General features: G+C 62.1%; 19 protein-coding genes and 1 pseudogene. 10 read left to right on the plus strand and 10 right to left on the minus strand.

Features of this window, described 5'->3' with window-relative positions; genetic code table 11:
* Window positions 1-255 precede the first annotated feature (255 nt).
* The 4 genes from L0U81_RS17545 to L0U81_RS17560 all read right to left on the minus strand — a co-directional run bounded on the left by L0U81_RS17545 (window position 256) and on the right by L0U81_RS17560 (window position 4,703).
* Entirely contained in the window at window positions 256-567 is a 312-nt protein-coding gene (locus L0U81_RS17545; protein WP_233804817.1) for a DUF4148 domain-containing protein, read from the minus strand.
* A 191-nt stretch (window positions 568-758) separates the two neighbouring features.
* Window positions 759-2,312, minus strand: coding sequence for an alkaline phosphatase family protein (locus L0U81_RS17550; protein WP_233804818.1), 1,554 nt, complete (start codon window positions 2,310-2,312; stop codon window positions 759-761).
* Window positions 2,313-2,496: 184 nt separating this feature from the next.
* Window positions 2,497-3,189, minus strand: a complete 693-nt coding sequence (locus L0U81_RS17555) for a hypothetical protein (RefSeq protein WP_233807806.1) — start codon at window positions 3,187-3,189, stop codon at window positions 2,497-2,499.
* A 41-nt stretch (window positions 3,190-3,230) separates the two neighbouring features.
* A complete protein-coding gene (locus L0U81_RS17560) occupies window positions 3,231-4,703 on the minus strand; it encodes a tetratricopeptide repeat protein (protein WP_233804819.1) in 1,473 nt (490 codons plus the stop codon).
* A 521-nt stretch (window positions 4,704-5,224) separates the two neighbouring features.
* Here L0U81_RS17560 and L0U81_RS17565 point away from each other — a divergent pair.
* Together L0U81_RS17565 and L0U81_RS17570 are read left to right on the plus strand one after the other, a co-directional pair.
* Window positions 5,225-5,614 (plus strand): hypothetical protein, encoded by a 390-nt coding sequence (locus tag L0U81_RS17565; protein WP_233804820.1) that lies wholly within the window; start codon window positions 5,225-5,227, stop codon window positions 5,612-5,614.
* Window positions 5,615-5,639: 25 nt separating this feature from the next.
* Complete coding sequence (locus L0U81_RS17570) at window positions 5,640-6,680, plus strand: SGNH/GDSL hydrolase family protein (protein WP_233804821.1); 1,041 nt, start codon at window positions 5,640-5,642, stop codon at window positions 6,678-6,680.
* 116 nt (window positions 6,681-6,796) lie between these two features.
* On the opposite strand, the gene L0U81_RS17575 is transcribed toward L0U81_RS17570, so the two are convergent.
* Both L0U81_RS17575 and L0U81_RS17580 read right to left on the minus strand, forming a co-directional pair.
* Entirely contained in the window at window positions 6,797-9,535 is a 2,739-nt protein-coding gene (locus L0U81_RS17575) for an MGH1-like glycoside hydrolase domain-containing protein (RefSeq protein WP_233804822.1), read from the minus strand.
* 480 nt (window positions 9,536-10,015) lie between these two features.
* The gene (locus L0U81_RS17580) at window positions 10,016-10,168 is read right to left on the minus strand and encodes a hypothetical protein (RefSeq protein ID WP_233807970.1); all 153 of its coding nucleotides are present in this window, start codon (window positions 10,166-10,168) and stop codon (window positions 10,016-10,018) included.
* A gap of 460 nt (window positions 10,169-10,628) precedes the next feature.
* Here L0U81_RS17580 and L0U81_RS17585 point away from each other — a divergent pair.
* Window positions 10,629-11,651, plus strand: a pseudogene (locus L0U81_RS17585) (IS110 family transposase).
* Between the two features lie 378 nt (window positions 11,652-12,029).
* Here L0U81_RS17585 and L0U81_RS17590 read toward each other — a convergent pair.
* Genes L0U81_RS17590 through L0U81_RS17600 form a run of 3 tightly spaced genes read right to left on the minus strand, consistent with a single transcriptional unit; the run spans window position 12,030 to window position 14,762 of the window.
* Window positions 12,030-12,893: an ABC transporter permease gene (locus tag L0U81_RS17590; RefSeq protein ID WP_233804823.1), complete on the minus strand. Its 864-nt coding sequence runs from the start codon at window positions 12,891-12,893 to the stop codon at window positions 12,030-12,032.
* Window positions 12,894-12,909: 16 nt separating this feature from the next.
* Window positions 12,910-13,704: an ABC transporter ATP-binding protein gene (locus tag L0U81_RS17595; RefSeq protein WP_233804824.1), complete on the minus strand. Its 795-nt coding sequence runs from the start codon at window positions 13,702-13,704 to the stop codon at window positions 12,910-12,912.
* 38 nt (window positions 13,705-13,742) lie between these two features.
* Window positions 13,743-14,762, minus strand: coding sequence for an ABC transporter substrate-binding protein (locus L0U81_RS17600; protein WP_233804825.1), 1,020 nt, complete (start codon window positions 14,760-14,762; stop codon window positions 13,743-13,745).
* 281 nt (window positions 14,763-15,043) lie between these two features.
* Between L0U81_RS17600 and L0U81_RS17605 the strand changes: the two genes are divergently transcribed.
* The 6 genes from L0U81_RS17605 (at window position 15,044) to L0U81_RS17630 (ending at window position 20,808) form a co-directional block, all read left to right on the plus strand.
* Window positions 15,044-15,721, plus strand: coding sequence for a response regulator (locus L0U81_RS17605; RefSeq protein WP_230561616.1), 678 nt, complete (start codon window positions 15,044-15,046; stop codon window positions 15,719-15,721).
* A gap of 2 nt (window positions 15,722-15,723) precedes the next feature.
* Complete coding sequence (locus L0U81_RS17610) at window positions 15,724-17,103, plus strand: sensor histidine kinase (RefSeq protein ID WP_233804826.1); 1,380 nt, start codon at window positions 15,724-15,726, stop codon at window positions 17,101-17,103.
* Between the two features lie 126 nt (window positions 17,104-17,229).
* Window positions 17,230-18,270, plus strand: a complete 1,041-nt coding sequence (locus tag L0U81_RS17615) for an ABC transporter substrate-binding protein (protein WP_233804827.1) — start codon at window positions 17,230-17,232, stop codon at window positions 18,268-18,270.
* Between the two features lie 50 nt (window positions 18,271-18,320).
* Window positions 18,321-19,703 (plus strand): sensor histidine kinase, encoded by a 1,383-nt coding sequence (locus L0U81_RS17620; RefSeq protein WP_233804828.1) that lies wholly within the window; start codon window positions 18,321-18,323, stop codon window positions 19,701-19,703.
* Window positions 19,704-19,736: 33 nt separating this feature from the next.
* The gene (locus tag L0U81_RS17625; RefSeq protein WP_233804829.1) at window positions 19,737-20,432 is read left to right on the plus strand and encodes a response regulator transcription factor; all 696 of its coding nucleotides are present in this window, start codon (window positions 19,737-19,739) and stop codon (window positions 20,430-20,432) included.
* Between the two features lie 199 nt (window positions 20,433-20,631).
* Window positions 20,632-20,808, plus strand: coding sequence for a hypothetical protein (locus L0U81_RS17630; protein ID WP_233804830.1), 177 nt, complete (start codon window positions 20,632-20,634; stop codon window positions 20,806-20,808).
* A gap of 128 nt (window positions 20,809-20,936) precedes the next feature.
* Here the strand turns inward: L0U81_RS17630 and L0U81_RS17635 are convergent, their stop codons facing one another.
* The gene (locus L0U81_RS17635) at window positions 20,937-21,725 is read right to left on the minus strand and encodes a DNA-binding transcriptional regulator (RefSeq protein WP_233804831.1); all 789 of its coding nucleotides are present in this window, start codon (window positions 21,723-21,725) and stop codon (window positions 20,937-20,939) included.
* 221 nt (window positions 21,726-21,946) lie between these two features.
* Between L0U81_RS17635 and L0U81_RS17640 the strand changes: the two genes are divergently transcribed.
* Complete coding sequence (locus L0U81_RS17640) at window positions 21,947-23,767, plus strand: bifunctional 3-(3-hydroxy-phenyl)propionate/3-hydroxycinnamic acid hydroxylase (protein ID WP_233804832.1); 1,821 nt, start codon at window positions 21,947-21,949, stop codon at window positions 23,765-23,767.
* Window position 23,768 lies beyond the last annotated feature (1 nt).

Consider the following 23,768-nt stretch of genomic DNA (forward strand, 5'->3'; position numbering starts at 1 on the left):
TGGAGCGCCGCGCAAAAAGCGCCCAGACCGCGTAGGCCTGGGCGAAGTCATCGGGAGCCCGATGACGGAGGTAACCACATATGAACTGGCCCACGCTCGGGGATACCCGGCCGTGGGCCAGTTCATTTGAATCGGGGTGGGGCGCGTCGCGCGGACGCGTCAATGGGCGCAGCGTTTGCGGTGTGATGTCGCAGTACCGCCTCGTGGTGATACTGCGCCAGGACTTACCGAACTGCCTGTTGCGCCTGTTACTGCTTAGTGACCGAAGTAGACCGACTTCGGGCCGACCGTCGGAGCCGGATGGCTCGTTTCCGACGTACCGCTCACCGCACCACCGAAACCGGTAGCAGCCTGGCCGGCGTTTTGCGCGTCGACGCGGGCTTGCGCAGCCTGGATGTCAGCCGGGTAGTGCGGATCGGCGTGGCCCGGTTGATAGCCGGCCTTTTCCAGTTGTTCCAGCTCGGCGCGCACTTGAGCGCGGGTCACGGGCTCGTTGGCTTGCGCGAACGCAGCGACCGGAGCGGCGATAGCGACGGCGATGACAACAGCTTGGATCAGCGATTTCATGATACTTACCTCCAGTTCAGGGTTTTATCTTGCTGCGAACTTGCTTGTTCGTAGTCAGTGATTACAGTGTAAATTGGATGACTGGAGAGAGTAAGTCGCGACTATGGCAATGTTTATTGCGAGATTTGATATAAAAACGCGGAACTTTCAGGGTTAACGCGTAGATTTTTAGGTGCGGCCCCGGCGCGGCATTATTCCGGCGAGACAGGACTGACAGGCGAGGTCGTTGCCTTGGGATCGTTTCGCGCCGTGCCCGGCGTCGCGTCGCGGACCGATTGCCGCAGGCGCGTGAACGCCTGGCTCGTACGAGCATCGCGCTGGTCGCGTGCGTCGTAGAAGTCCTTGCTGAGCCACTCGCCGATACTCATCATCAGCGAGCCCAACGCGCTCTTGAAGTGCACCCACGCATTGCCGGTGCGCGCGAGTTGCGCGGCCGCCTCGACCGCCTGGGCTGCGAGCCGGTCCAGTTCCGCGTGCAGAAAGTCGGCGAAATGATGCAGGCCATGCTGATTGCCGTTCGACGATTTGCGCTCCAGTTCGACGTGCTCGGCAATCAGCGATTGATTGGTCACGCGAATAAACGCCGGCGTGTCGGTTCGCGCGCTGCCGTCACGGCGAATCGCCACGCCGATGTTGGCGGCGGCCTCGGTGCGCCTGCCGAGCGGTTGCATTTGCCACTTGTCGCACAGGTACTTCAGCAGGCTGCAATGATCGAATCGTTCGTCGCACACGTCGGCTTCGCACCAGGGCGACACCAGGATGGCGGGCACGCGTACGCCGAGTTGCCTGAAATCGAATCTCGCAGTGTGCTCGTCGGGCGCGAGCGCATCGGCGGGCGGCGAAACGTGGTCGTAGAAGCCGCCATGCTCGTCGTAGAGGATCACTAACAACGTGCGCTCCCACAGCGCCTGATTCGAGCGCAGCGCATTGTAGGTATCCGCGATCAGCTTCTCCGCCTTCATGATGTTGTGCGGCGGATGATCGTCGTTCTGCGCTTCGCCGAAGTACTTCGGCTCGATCAGCACGAATTGCGGAAATTGACTCGCGGGTCCCGCTGCGTCCTCGAAGAACTTGTCGAAAGAGCGGTAATTCGCGAGGTTTTCCGCGCGCCGCTGGTTCTTCAGCAGCAACGACGCGGGGAAGTCGTAGAAGTAGACGCTCCATGATTTGCGCGCGGCGTTCAGGCGATCGAAGATCGTGTCCTGGTCCTGCTCGGTGTACCAGTGCGGACTGAGCGCATCGAGCCCCGAAGGCATATCGATCTGGCCTTTCGACGTACCCGTCAGCGCGAAAAACCGGTTGGGCCATGTCGGCCCCGGCAGTGACGAGAACCACCGGTCGCACACGGTGAAATTCGAGCCCAGCGTATGCAGCGCGGGCAGGAAGCCGAGCGGGTAATAGCCCATCACGTCTTGCCGCGCGGCGAGGCTGCTCCTCGGATAGTCGTTCACGAACGAACGCACGAAGCCGCTGTTGTCCGCCGTGATTTGTGCGATCACGGCCTCGTGCTCGTGATTCGGATCGTCCTTCATCTGCCGCTCGCGCGTCGCACGCGGATAGAAGGTGTTGCCCTCGCCGTCGGCATTCGATTTGCCGGCCGCGTTGCGCACGCCGTCCAGTTTGTCATGCACGGCGTCGAGGCAGCCGAGCATCTGGTCGAACGAGTGATTCTCCATCAGCAGCAGCACGACGTGTTCGATCGGATCGTTCTGCGCGTTCTGTGCGTTCTGCTCGGCGTCACTCATTTTTATCGCTCCACTCGGGGACGTGATGGACTTCGCGGGCATGCCGCCGTACGGGCTTGAATGATGCGCTACGGCGTTGCCAACTTAGCGCAAAACGCCCGCTTGCGAAAGAGCGAGGCCTGGAAGCGGACATGCACGCGCCGGTTAGCGCGGCGGGTCGCGTGCATGTTGACGCAGCATCGGCTCAGCTACCGCCCGAGAAGATCGGACCTTGCGCACCCGGTGCGAACTGCTGGAACGCGTCGCCCGCCGGCGCGGCCGCCGCCGGTGCCGGCGATCCCGACTGCGGCGCCGGTTCGCGCAATGTCGACGCGCTATCCGGCGTGATCGGCACGCCTGGCTTCGCGAGAAGATCGGTCTTGCGCATCGAGCCGACCAACGTGCCGAAGAAATAGCCGATGATGATGATCCACGCAGTCCCCAACGCGCCGACGATCACATTGACCAGATCCTTGTTGGTGCCCGGCAGAGGCTGGAACGCCATCAGCAGCAGAATGCCGAAGAAGCCGGTGGTGACCGCCATCGCGAGCACCTTCGGAACCCAGTCGCGATTGGCGACGCCCATCGAGCGCGCGTTGGAGATTTCGTTCGTGGCGAGGCCGGCCATGTCGCTATCGTGCGCGAGGCTCGACAGCGCGGCCATCATTATCAACTGCTGCAGTTGCAGCGAGTTCGCGCTTTCGGCCTGGCGGATCTTTTCGAGCGCGCCGGGGTCGTTCAACGCAGGTTCCACGAAGGCCGGATCGCTCGGCGTGCCGAGCGCGTGCGAGATGATCGCGGCGGCAGCCGTCGCGCCGAGGCCGACAGGACCCCCCACGAGCCCGGCGAGAAGCGGGGCGGTGCTGCCAATGTTCGCCGCTACCTTGGTCCAGTCCATCATGCTGCTCCCAGGAGAAGATTGGCTGCCTTGCGCCCGGCTCACGCCGTCTGCATCGCATGTCCTCCAGCGTCGCGTTCCGTAGCGAGCGATGCCCGAAGCAGATACCACACCATTGGATTCGAAACGGGTCTGACGTGAGGGTCAGGCCTCGATGTCAGGGCGTCGTCGTTGTCAGGCGATGCGCTCGCCGAGCGCGCGAGATCGATTTCGCGCGGCTTCAGCGTGCTGGCGTCGAGCTGCAACGCCCGTGCGTATTTGCGCGCGGCTTCGCGCAGATCGCCTTTGTGTTCAAGCGCGTGCCCCCATTCCACATAGGACGGTGCGCGATCGGGACGCAAGGCGACGGCGCGCGAGAGCTTGTCGATCGCCGCGTCGTCGTGGCCGGTTTTGACGAGCGCTTCGCCCCAGTCGTGCAGCGTGTTGACGGTATTGGGCTTCATGTCGTCGGCTTTTCTGAACGCGTCGAGTGCTTCGCGATCGTGATTCGCATGCAACAACACATCGCCGAGCAGTCTCAGGTTTTCTCCGGTGTGCGAGGTTTCGCTCGCGCCGGTCCGCAGTTCCTTCAGTGCTTCGTCAATGCGGTTCTGCTGCTCGAGCGCAATACCGAGACTCGCATGCAGCACCGCCGAATGCCTGTATTGGGTCAGGGCTTCGCGGGTCTGCTGCTCGGCTTCCTTCGACCGCCGCTGAGTGGCGAGCAACCATGCCTTTCCCGCGAGCGCCCATTCAGCTTGCTCGGATGCGGGCAGCGCAAGGACTTCGTCATAGATTCCGACGATCTCGCGATAGTCGCATTGCGCGTACTTGCATCTGGTCTTTTGCACCTGCGTGAACAGATGACTGGCAAGGATGTTCGGTTCGGCGAGGCGCATCGCCATGACTGCAATGTCGCGCACGAACCTATCGAGGTCGCGCCCTTCGAATGGCACCGTGCTTTGCCGGGCATTGAACGGACCGTTTTCTATCTGCACGTGCGCGATGTATGAATCGGCGCTGTCATTCGTCTTGGTGATGCCGACGTGCACAGCGACATCGTTGCGATTGAGGACGCCTTTGATGAAGCGCACCGTCGTTGCATACGATATCTCCGGCCCGGGAATCTGGATGTCCGGCTGCGCGTCGTTGCCGGGCATCGCGTCGTGCGGAATCGATTCGGCATCCTGTCCGATATCCTTCATCGCCGACATGATTCGCTCGGCGAGAAAATTCGACGTATAGCCACGTTCGGTCAGCGTTCGCGGTGTCTCGACCGGCGGCACCAGCAATTGACGCGTCAGCACGCCCTTCACGACGAGACAGATGAAGACGAACGTCAGGATCGCGAACAGCCAGGGCAAAACGTACGGCCACAGCTGTTTCGGTCCACGGCCGATCACACCGGCGGCGTGCCACCCGAACGGCACGAATCCGCTCGCATGACGAGGATGGTGGCGATTCGCGGCATTGCCGCGCGTGAACGGGCCGCTGTACCCATTCGTTGACCGACGTTGAATCGGTGCACTCGACATGACTCACCTCGCTTCCCTTCGATCTGCGATCGATGCAGGCAGTCGCCTGACTTGCGCGGTGGGTATGCATCGAGCGTGCCATTGCGGCTGGCAGTGGCTGGTAGCCGGCTGTTGGCTTCGGGTGGGCGGATTGAAAGAAAGAAGTGTTGCGCGGCGGCCAACGTATTGGCGCAAACAGTTTGATGGCGGGAAACAGGACGCGCGTAAACCAAAAATGGTTCTTCGAGAATTTCCCGGGAGACCGCTTGAGGACAGGCTGTAGTCGGGCCATGTTCTGCCGTTTGACCTTTCTCTCAAACCGACATGAGAACTTCGGTTTTGCCCGGCAATGGACGTCCGCAAGCTGATCCGCAGCGGGCGCGTTCATCGGCAATTGTCGGACGTAAGAAGACTCGCGAGTCCACAAAATGCGTCTTGCATCGAAGTGTTCGTTCGTGTACAGGTTGACGTTCTTGTGCTCGGCCGACCGCTTTGAGAGGCACTATGCACCGATTGCAAGTAGTGGCTGATAGTACTAGCGCGTGGTCTCGACACGCGCTGATCGCGCTTCTCTCGGCGGTCTGTCTTTCCTGTGGTGGTGGCGGCGGCGCGGGCGGAGCCGGCGCGAGTGGGGGTGCGGGCTCCGACGGCACATCGCCGAGTGGTTCCGGCGCAACACCGGCGAGTGGTTCCGGCGCAACACCGGCAAGTGGTTCCGGCGCAACACCGGCAAGTGGTTCTGGCGCAACACCGGCGAGTGGCTCCGGCGCAACACCGGCGAGTGGTTCCGCCGCAACACCGGCGAGTGGTTCCGGCGCAACACCGGCGAGTGGATCCGCCGCAACATCGGGGAGCGGTTCTGGCGGAGCGTCCGATGGCACGGCATCGATCCCGTGGATCGGTACCTGGGCTGTCGCACCATGGGTCACTAATTCACCGGGCTTCAACAACGAGACCGTGCGGCAGATCGTGCACACCAGCATTGGCGGGTCTGCCGTGCGTGTGCAGTTGTCGAACCTTTACGGGAGCCAGCCAGTCGTGATCGGCAACGTTAATGTTGCCCTGCGTGACAGCGGTCCCGCTACTGTCGCCAGCAGCACCACAACGGTGACGTTCGCAGGCCAACAAAGTGTGACGCTGCCCGCAGGAGCGTCAATCGCAAGCGACCCTGTTCCGTTCAACGTGCCGCCACTCGCAGATATTGCCGTCAGCCTGTATCTGCCCGGCCAAACGTCGCCGCAGTCGACGGGCCACGACGGCTCGCTACAGGACGTCTATGTCGCGCCGGGCAACATCGGTACCGATCCGAGCTTCACCGGCTTCACCACTAACCCTGCCGGTCAGGCATATTATTTCTTGACGAACGTCGACGTCCAAAACGCTCAGGCAACGGGCGCGGTGGTGGCATTCGGCGCGTCGATCACTGACGGGGGCGCATCCACCAGCAACGCTAATCGCCGCTGGCCGAACGATCTTGCCGTGCGCCTGTCCGATGCAGGCATGGCGGTCGGTGTACTGAACGAGGGAATCAGTGGCAATAACTTTTTCACCGATGGCGGGGGCCAAGCGGGCCTCAATCGCTTCGATCGAGACGCGTTGGCCCAGCCGGGAGTGAAGTGGATCATCGTGTCCGACGATGGCGTGAACAACCTCAACTCCAACACACCATCCAGCGCGCAGGATCTGATCGCCGCGTTTCAGCAGTTGATCGCCCGCGCGCATGGGGCCGCCGTCAAGATTGTCTGCTCCACGCTGACGCCGTTTCGCGGCACACAGTTCTGGACACCCGCGATCGAAACTACACGCGAAGCGGTCAACGCGTTTGTGCTGAGCCCATCGAACGGCTGCGATGCCGTGCTGGACCAGGCTCGCGCCGTGAGCGATCCCACTGACCCAGCCTCCTTCCTGCCGGCTTTTAACAGTGGCGATAACCTGCATCCGAACGACGCTGGCCTGCAGGCGATCGCCGACGCATTGGACCTGAATAGCCTCAAGTGATGACGTCGTCCTGAGCTTCTGAAATTGCGTGCGCATGCTCAGCAAACGAAGCCGGCTGTCCGACTACCTGTCAGATCGAGTTCCGGCGAATACACTTTCAGGAACATTTTCGTCCCTCACATCGCGTCCCGCTGTTCCTCGCCCAGTCGTTGCCCGGCGACGCCCGCCATGACGCGCCAGCGGTCGCTTTCCAGGACGGTTTGAGCGTCGATCCGCCCGAACAGGTCCAGCAGAGGTGCGACGAGACCCGTCCAGCCGGTCTGGTGACTGGCACCAAGTCCCGCACCGTTATCGCCGTGGAAATACTCGTAGAAAAGGATCAGGTCACGCCAATGCGGATCGTCCTGGAACTTGTCCGTCCCGCCGTAGACAGGGCGCCTGCCGTCGGCGTTGCGCAGAAACGTACCGGTCAGGCGGCGCACGATCTCCTGCGCCACCTCAAACAGCGTCATGCGCGGCCCCGACCCCGTCGGGCATTGAACCTTGAACTCATCACCGAAAAAGCCGTAGAGATTCATCAGCGCCCTGACAATCAGCAGATTCACCGGCATCCACACCGGACCGCGCCAGTTGGAGTTTCCGCCGAACATCCCGGTATTCGATTCAGCGGGCAGGTACTGCACCTTGTAGTCCAGCCCACCGACATTGAGCACGTACGGATGGGCGAGATGATAGCGAGAGAGCGAACGAATGCCGTGCGGCCCAAGGAATTCGTTCTCGTCAAGCAGGTATCCGAGCACGCGCTCGAGTTTGTGCCTGTTCAGGATCGACAGGAGCCTGCGTTCCCGATGGCCGATGAAGCCGGCATCGCTCGGGGCCACATGCTCAACCAGCTCCGGGTAACGGTTCCGAAATTGCGCAATCAGCTCCAGCAGTCTCGGACAGCGCGAGACGCTAACGGCTTCGAAAACCGTCGACGCGCACAGCGGCAACAACCCCACCATCGACCTCACCTTCAGGCGCATGGTCTGGCCGTCAGGGAGCCGCAGCAGATCATAGAAAAATCCGTCCTGCTCGTCCCACATATCGTCCGGATGTTCGCCACGCCGGTCCATCGCATAGGCAATCCACATGAAGTGCTGGACGAACTTGAAGGCGATCTCCTCGTACATCGGGTCGTACTCAGTCAGAATGACTGCCATCTCCAGCATGGTCTGGCAATAAAACGCCATCCATGCTGTTCCGTCCGCCTGCTCAAGGGATCCGCCGGTCGGAAGCTGCGCGCTGCGATCGAATACACCGATGTTGTCCAGCCCCAGAAAGCCACCGGCGAAGACGTTGCGACCTGAAGGGTCCTTACGGTTCACCCACCAGTTGAAATTGAGCAACAGCCCCTGAAACGAGCGTTCGAGAAAGCGCGGGTCAGCGCGTCCCAGCGCTTTCTCATACTTGTAGAGCCAGAGCGTGGCGGCCGCATGCACGGGCGGATTGACGTCGCTGAAGTTCCACTCGTAGGCCGGGATCTGGCCGCTCGGGTGGACATACAGGATGCGCAGCATCAGCAGCAACTGCTCCTTGGCAAAATCGAAATCGACGAGCGCCAGGGCGACCGTATGAAAGGCGAGATCCCAGGCCGCGTACCACGGATACTCCCACTTGTCAGGCATGGAGATCACGTCGGCATTCAACATGTGAAACCACTCGATATTGCGCACATCATGCCGGGTGGCTTCGAGCAATGGATGGCTCCGGTGCTCGCGCAGCCACCGCTCGAGATCGAAGTAGTAGTACTGCTTGCCCCACAGCATGCCTGCCAGAGCCTGACGGTGCACCTGGCGCTGGTCTTCGGTCAGCGACTTTGGGGTAATGCGGTCGTAGAACGCGTCCGCATCGGCGATGCGCTCATTGAAGGTGTTCTCGAAGTCGTCGAAGACATTGCCCTGCTTGACTGCCGTCAGGCGCAACCGGATGGTCGCGCTGCCGCCGCCTGGTACGTCGCACACGTAATGGGCCGCCGCCTTGGTTCCCGTCCTGGCGGGATTCACAGCCTCGCGCTGCCCCGCAATGACGTACGCGTGGAACGCGTCCTTCACATAGGGTGACGCGTTGGGGTGATTCCACAGACGCTGTGCGTTGCTTTCGTTTTCCGTGAATAGCAGTTCTGTTGCGCCGTCGCAATAGAGCCAGTAGTCACCCAGCTCATGATGCGTCGCGTGAATGACGCCCGGGCCCGCTTCACATAGCAATGGCCTGCGATCGTCGTAGCCCCACGACCAGGTATTGCGAAACCATAAAGTCGGCAGGACCCGTAGCCGTGCCCCTTCCCGTGCGCGGTTGTGCACACGGATGTGCAGAAAGATGTCTTCCGGACCTGCCTTCGCATACTCGACGAACACGTCGAAATACCGGTCGTCATCAAAGACGCCGGTATCGAGCAATTCGTACTCGAGTTCGTCCCGCGATCGTTTCCGGTTGGTCTCGACCAGATCCCGGTACGGATATTCCCGCTGCGGATACTTGTACAGATACTTCATGTACGAGTGCGTGGGCGTGCTGTCGACGTAAAAGTAATATTCCTTCACGTCTTCACCATGATTGCCCTCGCTATTGGTCAGGCCGAAGAGGCGTTCCTTGAGAATCGCGTCGCGCTCGTTCCATAGTGCAAGCGCAAAGCACAACCGCTGCTGATCGTCGCACAGTCCACCGAGCCCGTCCTCCCCCCATCTGTAGGCGCGCGAGCGGGAATGATCATGGGTGAAATAGTTCCAGGCGTTGCCGTCTTCGCTGTAGTCTTCGCGGACCGTGCCCCACTGTCGCTCGCTGAGGTACGGCCCCCACTTCTTCCAGGGTACTTGCGCGGTACGCGCGTCGTTCAGGCGCCTTTCTTCTGCGACATCGACGATTACAGGACACATGTTTTGCCTCCGTAACGGCGTACGGTCTCGATCTCAAAACGCGCGAAGACGCATTGGTATTTCTGAATTGTCCTCGAACGACGCGAGGGTGCCGATCGGTCCATTTTCGCCTGCCCATGCCCAACTATTCACGTAAGCGGCGTGTCGACGAACGTCCCGCGGATACTTTCACAATGTAGGAGTCGGCACGAAGCAAGGCAACACGGTGTTGGGGGGGATGAGACAACAAACGACCGCTTACCGCCGCGCGATCCGGTTTCTTATTCCCTACAGTCGGACGCTCGATTTTGTCGACAAAGGCCGCGCACGCGCGATCGCAAGCCTGTGCGCGAGCTGGTCGTCACCGGGCCAAAGTCCCCCACGCTCTCGAAGCTCGATGATCTTTCGGGAAAACAGGTTTATAAGCGCTTCGTCATGCTTGCGGCGCTGGGTTTCCAGGAATCACGGCTCAACCAGTCCGCGCGCAGCCGCGTCGGGGCACTAGCCGGTCCAGGACCCGATGTTGAGGACGATACGTGCGACCGGGTTGTCGTCGGCGGTCTTCGGAAAGAACTTGATCTGGGCGAACGTTGCGAGACCGAAAGCGACTACCACGAGCGTTGCAGACGCTGCGATGCGGTTGATGTATTTCACAGTTACCTCTTTTTGATGGTGCAACCAGGAACCGACGAAGCTGATAGGAGCGCCGAATCTCCGTCAGCGGCACGTCGGGACGCAATGCGGCAAGGCCGGACACCGCCGCGAGATCGTGCTTGCCGACCGGGATTGGACTGCGAGGAAAGGGCCGCCCCAGACGGATCAACTATAAGTTGTTTATGAGCATGCTGTATGCGACAGCCGGTCGCAACGGATGCCTCATTGTTCGAGCGGTGGTTTTTCAAAAAGACGCGTGGGCTCGGATTTTCAATCCAGCGCGTGCCTGGCGCAATGAGGACATGAATCCGCAAAGATGGTATGAACGCGCCTCGCCCGGAACCGTCGGGCGGGAAGGCTGTGGCCATCATGAATCTGATGGGGTCCCTCCCGAACCGAACGGCATCGATGTGCCAGAGTGGTAGGTGTCGCCACCACTAGAGGAACGGAGGGACCCGAAATGAATGTTACGACATACGGCCTTGACATCGCAAAGTACGTATTCCACTTGTACTGGGTGGACGGCGAGACCGGCGAGATTGGGAGCCGGCGCTTTGGGAAACAGGCACTTATCGAATTCCTCAGCCAGCGCAAGCCGGGTCAGGTGGCACTGGAGGCCTGCGGCAGCGCTCACTGGTGGGCTCGCCGAATCGCGTCGCTGGGCCACGAGGTCAAGTTACTGCATGCCAGGTTCGTGCGCCCATTTGTCCAGACCAACAAGACGGACGCTGCTGACGCGCGAGCGATCTGGACTGCGGCGCAGCAACCAGCCATGCGAACGGTGGAACCCAAGACCGAGGATCAGCAGGCGGTCCTGTCGCTACATCGTATGCGCGCACTATTGGTCAAAATGCGCACCATGCAAGTCAATCAACTACGCGGCTTGCTGTATGAGTACGGCACACATTTCAAGTCCGGGCGCAGAGCTGGCCTGGCGGAAATCCGGCAGCATCTTGACCAGGTCGAAGAAGTGGTGCCCGGCTGTCTGTTTAACCCAATGCTCGACCAACTCAGTCGCATCGATGACCTGGACAAGCAGATTGCTGGTCTGGAGCGGCAATTGACTGACTGCCAGAAGCGCTAGGCGGACTGTCAAACGATCGCCGCCATCCCAGGCATTGGCATGCTCACGGCAACTGCGCTGGTTGCTACAGTTGGAGACGCCAAAGCCTTCAAGTCGGGACGGGAACTGGCCGCCTTCCTCGGCCTGGTACCACGCCAAACCGGAACAGGGGGTAAGGTCCGACTCGGAGGCATTAGCAAGCGCGGCGATGTATACCTGCGCACCTTGTTGATTCACGGAGCGCGCACCGTGCTATTCCGATCGAAAGAAAAGGGACTCTGGTGCGAGCATCTGCGTCAGAGACGACCAGCAAACGTCGCAGCAGTGGCGATAGCGAACAAAATGGTTCGCACTGCCTGGGCGCTACTGGCGCACGGAACTGAATTTGAAAAGGACCACGCGTCAATGAAGCCGGCGTAGCTCCAGGCCCGGCTCCTCTGATGCGCGGCCACTGATCTGGCGCGACGAATGCTCCTCAGCAGGTTGCGATGGTAAGCGTACTGATGATGGCGTGACAGGTTGGACCGCAAGAGCGCAAGCCTGCTTTGGTTCTGGTGCTTCGAGCACGTCGCGAAGATGAGGGCGTTCCTGGCGAATTCCATCAGGGCCCGCAGGCATGGCCTGCACGATGAGGCCGGATATAAGTCTGCAACCAACCCCTTGTCAAGCTTGACCCTGGCGTTTACCTGGCAAGACGGGGCGCGTTCATATAAGAACCATAAAAAATGCCGCTCAGTCCGGAAGACTGAGCGGCATTCGTGAAGCGAACTTCTGTAGGGTGACTCGTGTTGCCGTGGCTTAAACCGAACTCGGCCGCCACTTCAGCAAACGATTCTCCACGGCGGTCAACAGATAGTCGGCGGCGAGCGCGACCACCGCGAGCACGATCATCGCCGCGAACACGCCGCTCGCATTGAACGCGCCCTGCGCGGTGGAGATCAGCAAGCCGATACCCTGCTTCGAGCCGAGAAACTCGCCGACCACCGCGCCGACCAGCGCGAAGCCGAAGCTCACGTGCAGGCTTGCGAGAATCCAGCTCAGCGCGGACGGAATCACGACCGAGGTGGTCACCTGGCGGCGCGACGCGCCGAGAATCTGCGCATTGGCGATCATGTAACGGTCCGCTTCGCGCACGCCCTGGAACGCGTTGGCGAACACGACGAAGAACACCATCACGACAGCGAGCGCGACTTTCGACGCCATGCCGAGCCCGAGCGCAATCACGAACACCGAGCCGAGCACGACGCGCGGAATCGAGTTGGCGATCTTGATGTAGAGGCTGAACACGTCGGAGAGCAGCTTGTTGCGGCCCAGCACGATGCCGCAGAAGATGCCCGCGACCGAACCGATGATGAAGCCCAGCCCCGTTTCCTCGAGTGTGACCCATACCTGCGTGAGCAGCGGCCCTTGCGAAGTGCCGTTCACGAACCAGTCGACGATCTGTTCGAAGATCGCGCTCGGCATCGAGAAAAAGAACGGGTCGATCCACTTCTGGCGCGCGGACAGTTCCCAGCCGCCGAGCACGGCCACGAGCACGAGAATGCGCAGCGAAATCACGAGGACCTGGCGCTGGCGGATCTTCTTCTGCGCGATACGCTCGACGTGAGCGAGCGACGCGGGGTCGATGCCCGAAGGCATCATCTGTTGAGAGGGTGTAGACATGTTTGCCGTTCCTTGATTAACCGATCTGCACTTCTTCGCGCAGGTCGTGCCAGATATCGCGCGAAATTTCGATGAAACGCGGGTCGTAGCGGATCTCCGACGTGACGCGCGGTCGCGGCAGATCGATTTCGTAGACTTTCTTCAGCGTGGCGGGCCGTGCGGTCAGCACGAACACGCGGTCGGCGAGCGCGATCGCTTCTTCGAGATCGTGCGTGACGAACACGACCGAGCCGACGCCGCCCCACAATTGCAGCAGTTCGTCCTGCATCAGCGTGCGCGTTTGCATGTCGAGCGCCGAGAACGGCTCGTCCATCAACAGGATTTCCGGCTTGTTGATGAAGGTCTGCGCAAGCGCGACGCGCTTGCGCATGCCCCCGGACAATTGATGCGGATAGTGCTTGCCGAACTTCTCGAGGCCCACGCGGCGCAGCCATTCGTTCGCTTCGTCGTAGGCGGCCGACTTCGAGCGGCCGCGATAGAGCGGACCGGCCGCGACGTTGTCGAGCACCGAGCGCCACGGGAACACCGCGTCGGCCTGGAACACGAAGCCGATGCGCGGATCGATGCCGTCCACGGGCGCGCCCATCACGCGCACTTCGCCGGTCGTCGGCTTCAGCAGGCCGGTGATCATGCTGAGCGTGGTGGACTTGCCGCAGCCGGTCGGGCCGACCACCGCGACGAATTCGCCGCGTGCCACCGACATGCTGAAGTCGCGCAGCGCAATCGTGGCCTTGCCGTCCGGGGAAATGAAACGGCACGAAACGTTGCGCATCTCGATCGCTGGCGTCTCGCGTGACATAGGTTGATTCATCGGCGGTTGCCTCGCAGTTCTGTGAATATAAAAAAGCGTTACTTCGACGCGGTCTTGACCGGCGCCGACACGTAGTCGTTGGTGTAGGTCTTGGCGAGATCGATGTGCTTGCCCTTCACCGACGGATTGAATGCGGAGAGCACCTTCAGCACCGTATCCGGGCCGTCGGCGGGCATCTTGCCGTCCTTCGTGAACATCGGCAGCGACGCCTTCAGCGCGCTCACGTACAGATCCTTGTTGTTTCCGTAGTAGTCCTTGGGCATCTGTGCGGCGATGTCCTCGGCGCTATGCGTCGCGATGAAGTTGAGCGTCTTCGCGAATGCGTGCGAGAGTTTCGCGGCATCGTCCTTGTGCGCTTCGACCCAGGCGCGCTGCACGTAGAAGCTCGAAGCGGGGTAGGTGCCGCCGAGCGCCGCGCGCGTGCCTTCCACGTTGCGCATATCGACCAGCACCTTCGCGTCGCCGGTCTTCAGCAGTTGCGAGACGGTCGGCTCGGTGGTCATGCCGGCGTCGATGCGGCTTTGCTTGATCGCGGCGATAAAGCTGTTGTCCGCGCCGACCGGCAACATCGTGTATTGCGTGGACGGCACGCCCGCGCGCTGCGCGAGGTACTGCGTGAGGAAGCTCGTCGACGAACCGAGGCCGGTCACGCCGAGCGTCTTGCCTTTGACGTCGGCCATGCTCTTGAGCGAATCAGCCGACTTCGTCGAGACCATTTCGACTTCGCCCGGCACCTGGCCGAAGATGACGAGCGCCTGCACTTCCTTGCCCTTGCTCTGCAGATCGATCGTGTGATCGTAGAAGCCGACCACGCCCTGGACCGCACCCGCGAGCAGTTCGTTCTCCGCATCGACGCCGGCCGGTTGCGACAGGATCTCGACGTCGAGGCCTTCATCCTTGAAATAGCCGAGCTGCTCGGTGAGCTTGGCCGGCAGATAGATGATCTTGGTGGCGCCACCGACCATGATCGTGATCTTCTCGGCGTGCGCGGCGGCCGAAGCGGCGGCAAGGGCGAACGCAACACCTGACACAGCGGCAATCTGGCGCAAGGTACGCATGAGACAGTCTCCTAAAGTGTGATCGCCGCGGCCGAGGCATGGCGGCGCTTTTCTGGGTGGATGGCGGCGATTATAGAAACGCGAAACCTTCTGCCAGCTTTCGGGGTTTGGCGTAAAACATGGGTGTTAACCCGACGGTGCGCCGACGGTGCGCCGAAACCGCGCGCGTATTGCCGCTGCGCTCGCGGCAGGCGCCGTGCGTATGCGGCAAATCACGCAGCACGCGCGCAGACCCTTTGTTTTAAGGCACAATCGACGACCTGACTTTTGCCGTTGCCGCCATGAAGCTGCTGCTGATCGAAGACAACCCCACGCTTGCGCACTGGCTCGCGAAGATGCTGGAGCAGGAAGCCTTCGCGCTCGACGCCGTACAGGACGGCGACGAAGCCGACCGCCTGCTGCGTACCAACCACTATGACGTGATCCTGCTCGACCTGAATCTGCCGAAACTCTCGGGTAAGAGCGTGCTGCGCCGGCTGCGTCAGCGTGGAGACGCGACGCCGGTGCTGATCCTCACCGCGAGCGGCTCGATCGACGAGAAGGTCGAACTGCTCGGCGCCGGCGCCGACGACTATCTGGTGAAACCGTTCGAAGTGCGAGAGTTGATCGCGCGCATCAAGGTGGCGATTCGCCGGCAGTCACCGTCGAAGGCGAGCGAGGTGGTGTGCGGTGATCTGTCGTTCGACATCGACACGCGCCAGTTCACGCTGAAGGGCGCGCCGCTGAACGTGACGCCGCGCGAGCGCTCGGTGCTCGAAGCGCTGATCCTGCGCCTCGGCAAGACGGTGACGAAGCCCGCGCTCGTCGATGCGATCTTCACGCTCGCGGACGAGCCGAGCGAGGATGCCGTCGAGATCTACATTTCGCGTCTGCGCAAGAAGCTCGATGGCAGCTCGGCCGCGATCGTCACGCTGCGCGGGCTCGGCTATCTGCTGCGCAAGCGGGAAGACGACCAGTAACGATGTCCAATAGCCTGCGCATACGCCTGCTGTGGTGGCTGCTCGTGCCGCTCGCGCTCTATGTGTTCGTGACCGGCAAGACCGAGTACGACAACGCGCGGCGCACCGCGAATCTCGTGCAGGACAATCAGCTGGTTGCCTCGGCGCGGATGATCGCGGGCGAGGTCGAATGGCGGGACGGCTTTCTGCGCGTCGATGTGCCGCCCGCCGCGCTCGAGATCTTCGCGTCGCCGTATCGCGACCAGGTGTTCTATAGCGTGCGGGCCGACGATGGGCGGCTGCTGGCGGGCACGCCCGATCTTCCGGCACGTCCGGTGCTGGCGCCCGACGTGCCGGACTCATACGACACGCAGTTGCACGGCCAACTGGTGCGCGCGGTCGACATCGTGCGGCTCATGTACGACAACGGCGCGACCCGCCCCGTGCGCGTGACGGTCGGCAAGACCGTGCGCTCGCGCGATGCGATGACTCAACAGCTATGGCGGCCGCAACTCGTGCGCCAGCTCGAAATGATCGCGCTGGCGGTCGCCCTCGTTTGCATCGGACTCACGTTCGAATTGCGCCCCTTGATGAAGGTGAAAGACGAGGTGGCCGACCGCGATCCGATGCAGCTCGAACCGATTCGCGTCGAGCGTCTGCATTCGGAATTGCGGCCCATCGTCGATGCGATCAATCAGTGCATCGCGCGGCTCGGCGTGCAGGTGGCCGCGCAGCGGCGCTTCATTGCCGATGCCGCGCATCAGTTGCGCACGCCGCTTACGTTGCTCGGCACGCAATTGCAATTCGCGCGGCAGCAGGAGGGCCTCAATCCCGCGCTCGACGAGGCGCTCGCCGCGATGCATCGAAGCAATCGCTCCATGGTCGGTCTGACCAACAAGCTGCTGCTGCTCGCGCAGGCCGAGGCCGCCGACAACTCGCAACTTGCAATGGAAAGAGTCGATCTGGTGCCGCTCGCGATGGAGGTCGTCGAAGATCTCGCGCTGCTCGCGCAGGCGCGTGAGATCGATCTCGGCGCGGAATTGCATGGCACGGCGCCGGTGCTCGGCCATCGCGGCCTGTTGCAGGCGCTGATCGCGAATCTCGCCGAGAACGCGATTCGCTATACGGGCAGCGGCGGTCACGTGACGGTTGCCGTCAGCGCTACCGCCGATACCGTGACGGTGAGCGTGATCGACAACGGTCCCGGCATTCCGGCCGAATCGCGCAGCCGCGTGTTCGAGCCGTTCTTTCGGGCGTCGACGGATACCGAGGGCACGGGCCTCGGTCTTGCGATCGTGCGCGAAATTGCGGACGCGCATCACGGCGAGATCGCGCTGAAGGCGGGCGAGGGCGGCAAGGGCGTGGATATCGCCGTGACGTTTCCGCGCGCGACGCCGAAGTGATCGGGATAAACCCGAGGTTCGCGCCAAACACGCATGCCTGAAAGCATCGGGAAGGGTTCGCCCCTTCAGAATCACGGGCAGGCGACCCGTGTAGCGCCCAGAAGCAAGATAACGGAGACACCCGCAATGCAGCCTTCCTTGACGCGTTTCTCGCGCGCGGCCTACGCCGCCGTCGCGGCGTCGCTCGCGTTGTGCGCGCTCGCAAGACTCGCGACGCCCGCGCACGCCGCCGCGCCGGAGAAGCTCGCGATCATGGTCGGCGGTACCAACAAGCTCATTTATCTGCCGGCGCGTCTTGCCGAACAGCTCGGCTATTTCAAGGCGGAAGGGCTCGACGTCGAACTGCTGTCGCAGCCGACCGGCATCGAAGGCGAAAACGAAATGCTCGCCGGCGCGGTTCAAGCCGTGGTCGGCTTCTACGATCACACGATCGATCTGCAGACGCGCGGCAAGGAAGTGAAGACGATCGTCGTGTTCAGCCAGGTGCCCGGTGAAGTGCAACTGGTCGCCGCGAAATCGGTTGGTTCGATCCAGAGCATGGCCGACGTGCGCGGCAAAACGCTCGGTGTGACCGGGCTCGGCTCGTCGACGAGTTTTCTGACCCAATACCTCGCGCAGCGCGCAGGGGTGCCGTCCACGCAATACACGTTGCTGCCGGTCGGCGCTGACAGCAGTTTCATCGCGGCAATACGGCAAGGGCGCATTCACGCCGGTATGACGACCGAGCCGACCGTCACGCAACTCTTGAGAGCGGGTGACGCCAAAGTGCTCGTCGACATGCGCAATGTCGACGGCACGCGCGCGGCGCTCGGGGGCACGTATCCGGCGTCGAGCCTCTATGTGCAAAGCACGTGGCTCGACGCGCATCCCGACGAAGCCGCAAGACTCGCACGCGCATTCGTGAAAACGCTGCGCTACATGCACACCCATAGCGCGGAACAGATTGCCGCGCAGATGCCGAAAGAAGACATCGGCAACGACCGGGCGCTGTATATCAGCGCGTTGCAGGCCTCGTTGCCGATGTACACCGCGGACGGCAAGATGCCCGCCGACGGTCCGCCGACCGTGCTCAGGGTACTGTCGAGTTTCAATCCGGCGGTGAAGGGGCGGCACATCGATCTGTCGCGCACGTTTACCAACCAGTTCGTCAATGACGTGAAGCCTTGAAAGCGGGCTGACCGCGAGGGTTGCTTCGAGCACAAAAGGATCGACACATCGTGTTTTCAGGCAGTTTGCGCGGACGTTTGTTGTGGTGGCTGCTTTTGCCGCTGGCAGCATTCGTATCCATTTCCGTCGTTATTTCATATCGTTTCGCGCATACCACGGCTGACCTGGTGCAGGACAATGCGCTGCTTTCGTCGATGCGCATCATCGGCGAGGATATCGACTGGGACAACGGTTCCGTGTCGATCCAGATTCCGCCGGCCGCGCTGGAGCTGTTCGAATCGCCGGAACAGGACACGGTTTTCTATCGCGTCGAGGCAAAGGGCAATCGTCTGCTCGCGGGCAGTCCGGACCTGCCGCTACCGCCGCATGTGAGCGACAGTCCCACGCTTTATTCCACGCATTTCGCCGATGGCAGCCCGGCGCGTGCGGTCGCTTACGCGAGGCAGCTCTACGATTCGGGGCATACCGAGGAAGTGATCGTCGCGGTCGCGAAGACGGAAGGCTCGCGCGACGCAATGGTGTGGCGTCTGCTGCGACCGCAATTGTCCGGCGAAGTACTGACGCTGGTACTTGCAATGGTGTTCGTCTACCTCGGCCTGACCTTCGAACTGCGGCCGTTGATGAAGGTAAAGGACGACGTCGCGGACCGCAATGCGTCGCAACTCGAACCGATCCGCGTCGCGCGTCTGCACGTCGAGTTGAGGCCGATCGTCGAGGCGATCAACCAGTGCATCGCGCGAATGGGCCAGCAGGCCGCGACCCAGCGGCAATTCATCTCCGATGCCGCGCATCAGTTGCGCACGCCGCTCGCGCTGCTGGCCGCACAGATCCAGTTCGCGCGGCAACGCGATAGCCGCGACGCCCCGCTTGGCGAAGCGCTCGCGGGCATGCACAAGAGCAGCCGCAAGCTGACCACGCTGACCAACAAACTGTTGCTGCTCGCGCAGGCCGAGTCGGCCGCGCCGGCCAATGCCGGCGAGCGGATCGATCTGAGCGCGCTGATCGCGGGCGTGCTCGAGGAACTGATCGCGTTTGCGCAGTCGCGAGAAATCGATCTGGGCGCGGAGCTGGAAGACGGCCTGTCTGTGACCGGCGACGAAGCATTGACGGCTGCGCTCGTGACCAATCTGGTCGACAACGCGCTGCGTTATACGCAGGCAGGCGGTCGCGTGACCGTGCAGACGCAGCGGCGCGACGAGATGGCGATCGTGCGCGTGATCGACAACGGACCCGGCATCAGGGCGGAAGCGCGTGAACGGGTGTTCGAGCGCTTCTATCGAGCGTCCGCTCATGCGGAAGGCACGGGACTCGGCTTGCCGATCGTGCGCGAGATTGCGCATCGTCAGGGCGGCAGCGTGACGCTCGAATCGAATGACGGCGGCGCGGGCCTTGTCGCGACCGTCGAGATGCCCTTATGGATGAGCGCGACCTGACGCGCCGCGCGACTCGCAATCGAAAGGACAACGATGAAACTGCTGCTCGTGGAAGACGACGCCGACCTCGCGCGCTGGGTGATGAACCTGATGCAGGTCGAGCAATTCTCGATTGACTGGGCGCAGAGCGGCGAAAGTGCGCAGACGCTGCTCGGTCTGCAATGCTATGACGCGGTGCTGCTCGATATGCGCCTGCCCGGCATCGGCGGCAAGGAGTTACTCGCGAGATTGCGCCGCAAGCGCGATAACGTGCCGGTGCTGATGCTGACCGCGAATGGCTCGACCGACGACAAGGTGGCCTGCTTTTCGGCCGGTGCCGACGATTATGTCGTCAAGCCCTTCGATGCGCGCGAACTGGTGGCCCGCATCAAGGCGCTGATTCGCCGGCAGGTGTCCGGCGACAGAGGGCAGTCGATCGAATGCGGCAATCTGCGCTATCTGTTCGATTCGCGAGAATTCGTGCTGCAGGACGAACGCATGCCGTTGCGCCGCCGCGAACACGCGATCCTCGAAGCGCTGATGCTGAAGCAGGGCAAGACCGTTTCCAAAGCCACGCTGATGGACAAGATCTTTACGCTCGACGAAGAGCCGAGCGCCGATGCGATCGATATCTATATTCACCGGCTGCGCAAGCATCTCGCGGCATCTACTGCAAAGATCATGACGCTGCGCGGGCTCGGCTATATTCTGCGCGAGGAAGAACCGCGCGAAGCATTTGCCGCGAGCTGAAATTGCTGAAAAGACCGCCGCCAGTTCGGCGCGGCGGTCTGCTTTTACGCCGCAGACTGGTTGGCGTAGTTAACCGGCCTTGGCCGCCGTTTCCTTCGCGAGCAGACGTTGAGCCTGTTGATCGCCCTTTGCCGCTTCCTGCGCGGTTTGAACCGACGTTTCGGTGGCTTCAGCGAGCAGGGCGCGCGCCGCGCTGCTAATGCTGACGACCGATGACGCCGAGGCGGTGCCGCTCGTCGATCCTGCCGACGATGAACCGCTCGTGCTGGATGTGGACACTTTCGATGCGGATCCCGAGCTCGACGCGGCGGCCGAGCCTGTCGACCCTGCCGTGCTTTGGCTCACTGCCTGTATAGACATTTTTTCTCCTGGTTAAAAACGGGTACTGCGCTCTGTCTATCGGCGTCGTTCGAGAGTGCTTGAGAACTATATTTTTTCTATTTTCAGTGGGCCTTAAGTCGCTGTTAAGGTTTGAATTGAAAGTTGCTGTAATGGATGAATTTCTTAAGACTCCGCCGCAAGCTCCTCGACCATCTCGCGTGCGGCCGTCTGCAACTCGGGTACATAGCGCCGTTTCGCTTCCGCGAGCGACACCGCGCGCGACAGGAACACCACGTTCAGGCTAGCGAGCACACGCTCCTCGAACACGATCGCGACGGCGACCGCACCGATCTTGCCCTGGTCCGCCCAGTCGCCGTGATTCGAACCGAACCCATCCGCGCGCACGCGCCGAACCAGGCTGCGGATCAACGCGTCGTTCGATGCGAGCGCCTTCTGCTCCTCGCCGCCCGCGCCCGCGCGCAGCAGATCAAGGATGTCCTCGCGCTCTTCGTCGGGGCACATCGCGAAGTACGCACGGCCCGCCGCGGTTAGCAGCATCGGCAGACGCCGGCCGACCATCGCACGATGAAACGACAACGGACTGAAGCGATGCGTGGTCTCGCGGATGATCATCGCGTCGCCGTCGGGCGTGGTCAGATCGGACGGCCACGCGACACGTTGCAGCAGACGCCCCATGACCGGCGGCGCGATGGTCGCAATCCGTTCATCGTCCGTAAAGCCTTCGCTCAGCGCGCGGACCTTCAGCGTGAGCCGGAAGCTGTCGTCCGACGCGCTGCGCCGCACGAAGCCTTCCTCCATCAACGTTTCGAGCAGCCGCCGCGCGGTGGTGCGATGCAGGCCGGTCAGCTCGCTGATCTGCTGGCTCGTCGCGCGGCCGCTGTCCATCGAGTTGAGCGCCTGCAGCACCTGCAATCCACGCGACAGACCTCGTACATTCGTGTATTTGGTCACGTAAAACCCCAATTAAATCAACTATGTGCATTCTATGCACAATTTCCAGATTTTGTTGAGCGTGCGGAGGGGGCGGCCCTAGACTGCCAGCAAATCAACGATTTCATGGAGACGCAAGCGGTTGTCCGCTGGCGATATTCTCGCCGTGGCGACGGCCGGTTCCCGCCTTTGCGCTCCTGATTATCTCGATCCACTGACACTGGTCGACACAAGGAGACAACATGCCCCAACCGCGCGACACGGTGGCCATCGAAGGCCACAGCGGAACCGTCACCACCGACGTTGCGATCATCGGCGCCGGCCCTGTCGGTCTGATGATTGCCAACTATCTCGGCCTGCAGGGCGTTCGCGTCGTGCTGATCGAAAAGCTCGACAAGATCATCGACTATCCGCGCGCAATCGGTCTGGATGATGAAGCATTGCGCGTGTTTCAGTCCGTCGGCCTCGCCGATGCATTGCTGCCGCACACCACCCCCGATCACTGGATGCGCTTTACGAGCAAGGGTCATTGCTTCGCATCGATCGAACCGCGCACCGACGAATTCGGCTGGTCGCGCCGCAACGCGTTCATTCAACCGCTGGCCGATCAGGTGTTGTACGAAGGCCTGCAGCGCTTCGCGCACGTCGAGGTGCTGTTCGGCCATACGGTCAATTCGTTCACCCAGGACGGCAGCGGCGTCACGATCGAAACCGAAGACGTGCAGGGCGGCAGCCGCACGATCCGTGCGTCGTACATGGTGGGCGCGGACGGCGGCAACAGTTTCGTGCGCCGTACGCTCGACGTGCCGTTCGAAGGCCGTACGAAGCCGAATCAGTGGATCGTCGTCGACGTACGCAATGACCCGATCGGCTCGCCGCACGTGTACCTGCACTGCGATTCGCGGCGCCCGTATGTGTCGGCCGCATTGCCGCACGGTATTCGCCGCTTCGAATTCATGGTGATGCCCGGCGAGACCGAGGAAGAGTTGTCGAAGCCCGAGAATATGGCGGCGCTGATCCGCAAGGTCGTCGCCGATCCGGAGAAGGTCGACTACATCCGCAAGCGCGTCTATACGCACAACGCGCGGCTCGCGAGCAGCTTCCGCGTGAACCGCGTGCTGCTCGCCGGCGACGCCGCCCACATCATGCCGGTGTGGCAGGGCCAGGGCTACAACAGCGGTATTCGCGACGCGAGCAACCTCGGCTGGAAACTCGCGATGGTGGTCAAGGGTGTTGCCGGCGATGCGCTGCTCGATACCTACACCGCCGAGCGTCGTTCGCATGCGCGCTCGATGATTCACCTCTCTGAAGTCGCGGGCGACATCTTCGCGCCGACGAGCCGTTTCGGCATCAAGTTTCGCGACGCATTCGTGCGCACGTTCAACTGGTTTCCGGCGGTCAAGCGCTACTTCGTCGAGATGCGTTTCAAGCCGATGCCGCGCTATGAAAGCGGCGTCGTACTGCTCGCACGCACGCCGCGCAAGCATGGCTGGCTCGCTCGCGTGCTCGAACGCTCGGGCCATTCGGCGCCGGGTCGTCTGCTCGGTCTGATGAGCGAGAAGCGCGAGTCGCGGCTTGGCCGCCTCGTGTATGGACGCGACCCGCACTGTCATTCGCCAGTCGGCCGCATGTTCATTCAGCCGCGCGTACGCACGGTGAGCGGCAACGTCGTGCGGCTCGACGACGTGCTCGGCAACCGCTTCGCGATTGTCGGCTGGGGCGCGGAGCCGACCTTCGGTTTGTCGGAGGAAGCGCGTGCGATCTGGCAGCGGCTCGGCGGCTGCTTCGTAGTCGCGAAGCCGGACACGCAATTGTCTTTCCATGACGACGTGCCCGAGGACGTAATCGCAATCGGCGATGTGAACACACGGTTGAAGGACTGGTTTGCGCGCGTGCCTGAATCGGTCGTTCTGTTGCGCCCCGATCGCTTCGTCGCGGGCATGGGCTCGCCGCAGCAAGTGTCGCAACTGATCGCCGAGCTCGCGCAGAAGCTGCATCTCGAAGCGGCGTTCGCGCCTGATGGCGTCGGCACTTGCTTAACCACTGAAACAGCCGGAATCTGAC

The organism is Paraburkholderia sp. HP33-1 (assembly GCF_021390595.1).
Lineage (GTDB): Bacteria > Pseudomonadota > Gammaproteobacteria > Burkholderiales > Burkholderiaceae > Paraburkholderia.

Excerpts from the sequence above, each read along its gene's own strand:
- L0U81_RS17610 (WP_233804826.1), top strand. The coding sequence starts at position 15,724 with ATGTCCAATAGCCTGCGCATACGCCTGCTGTGGTGGCTGCTCGTGCCG.
- L0U81_RS17630 (WP_233804830.1), top strand. The coding sequence starts at position 20,632 with ATGCTGACGACCGATGACGCCGAGGCGGTGCCGCTCGTCGATCCTGCC.
- L0U81_RS17640 (WP_233804832.1), top strand. The coding sequence starts at position 21,947 with ATGCCCCAACCGCGCGACACGGTGGCCATCGAAGGCCACAGCGGAACC.
- L0U81_RS17550 (WP_233804818.1), bottom strand. The coding sequence starts at position 2,312 with ATGAGTGACGCCGAGCAGAACGCACAGAACGCGCAGAACGATCCGATC.
- L0U81_RS17575 (WP_233804822.1), bottom strand. The coding sequence starts at position 9,535 with ATGTGTCCTGTAATCGTCGATGTCGCAGAAGAAAGGCGCCTGAACGAC.
- L0U81_RS17615 (WP_233804827.1), top strand. The coding sequence starts at position 17,230 with ATGCAGCCTTCCTTGACGCGTTTCTCGCGCGCGGCCTACGCCGCCGTC.
- L0U81_RS17625 (WP_233804829.1), top strand. The coding sequence starts at position 19,737 with ATGAAACTGCTGCTCGTGGAAGACGACGCCGACCTCGCGCGCTGGGTG.
- L0U81_RS17560 (WP_233804819.1), bottom strand. The coding sequence starts at position 4,703 with ATGTCGAGTGCACCGATTCAACGTCGGTCAACGAATGGGTACAGCGGC.
- L0U81_RS17600 (WP_233804825.1), bottom strand. The coding sequence starts at position 14,762 with ATGCGTACCTTGCGCCAGATTGCCGCTGTGTCAGGTGTTGCGTTCGCC.
- L0U81_RS17590 (WP_233804823.1), bottom strand. The coding sequence starts at position 12,893 with ATGTCTACACCCTCTCAACAGATGATGCCTTCGGGCATCGACCCCGCG.
- L0U81_RS17595 (WP_233804824.1), bottom strand. The coding sequence starts at position 13,704 with ATGAATCAACCTATGTCACGCGAGACGCCAGCGATCGAGATGCGCAAC.
- L0U81_RS17555 (WP_233807806.1), bottom strand. The coding sequence starts at position 3,189 with ATGGACTGGACCAAGGTAGCGGCGAACATTGGCAGCACCGCCCCGCTT.
- L0U81_RS17545 (WP_233804817.1), bottom strand. The coding sequence starts at position 567 with ATGAAATCGCTGATCCAAGCTGTTGTCATCGCCGTCGCTATCGCCGCT.
- L0U81_RS17605 (WP_230561616.1), top strand. The coding sequence starts at position 15,044 with ATGAAGCTGCTGCTGATCGAAGACAACCCCACGCTTGCGCACTGGCTC.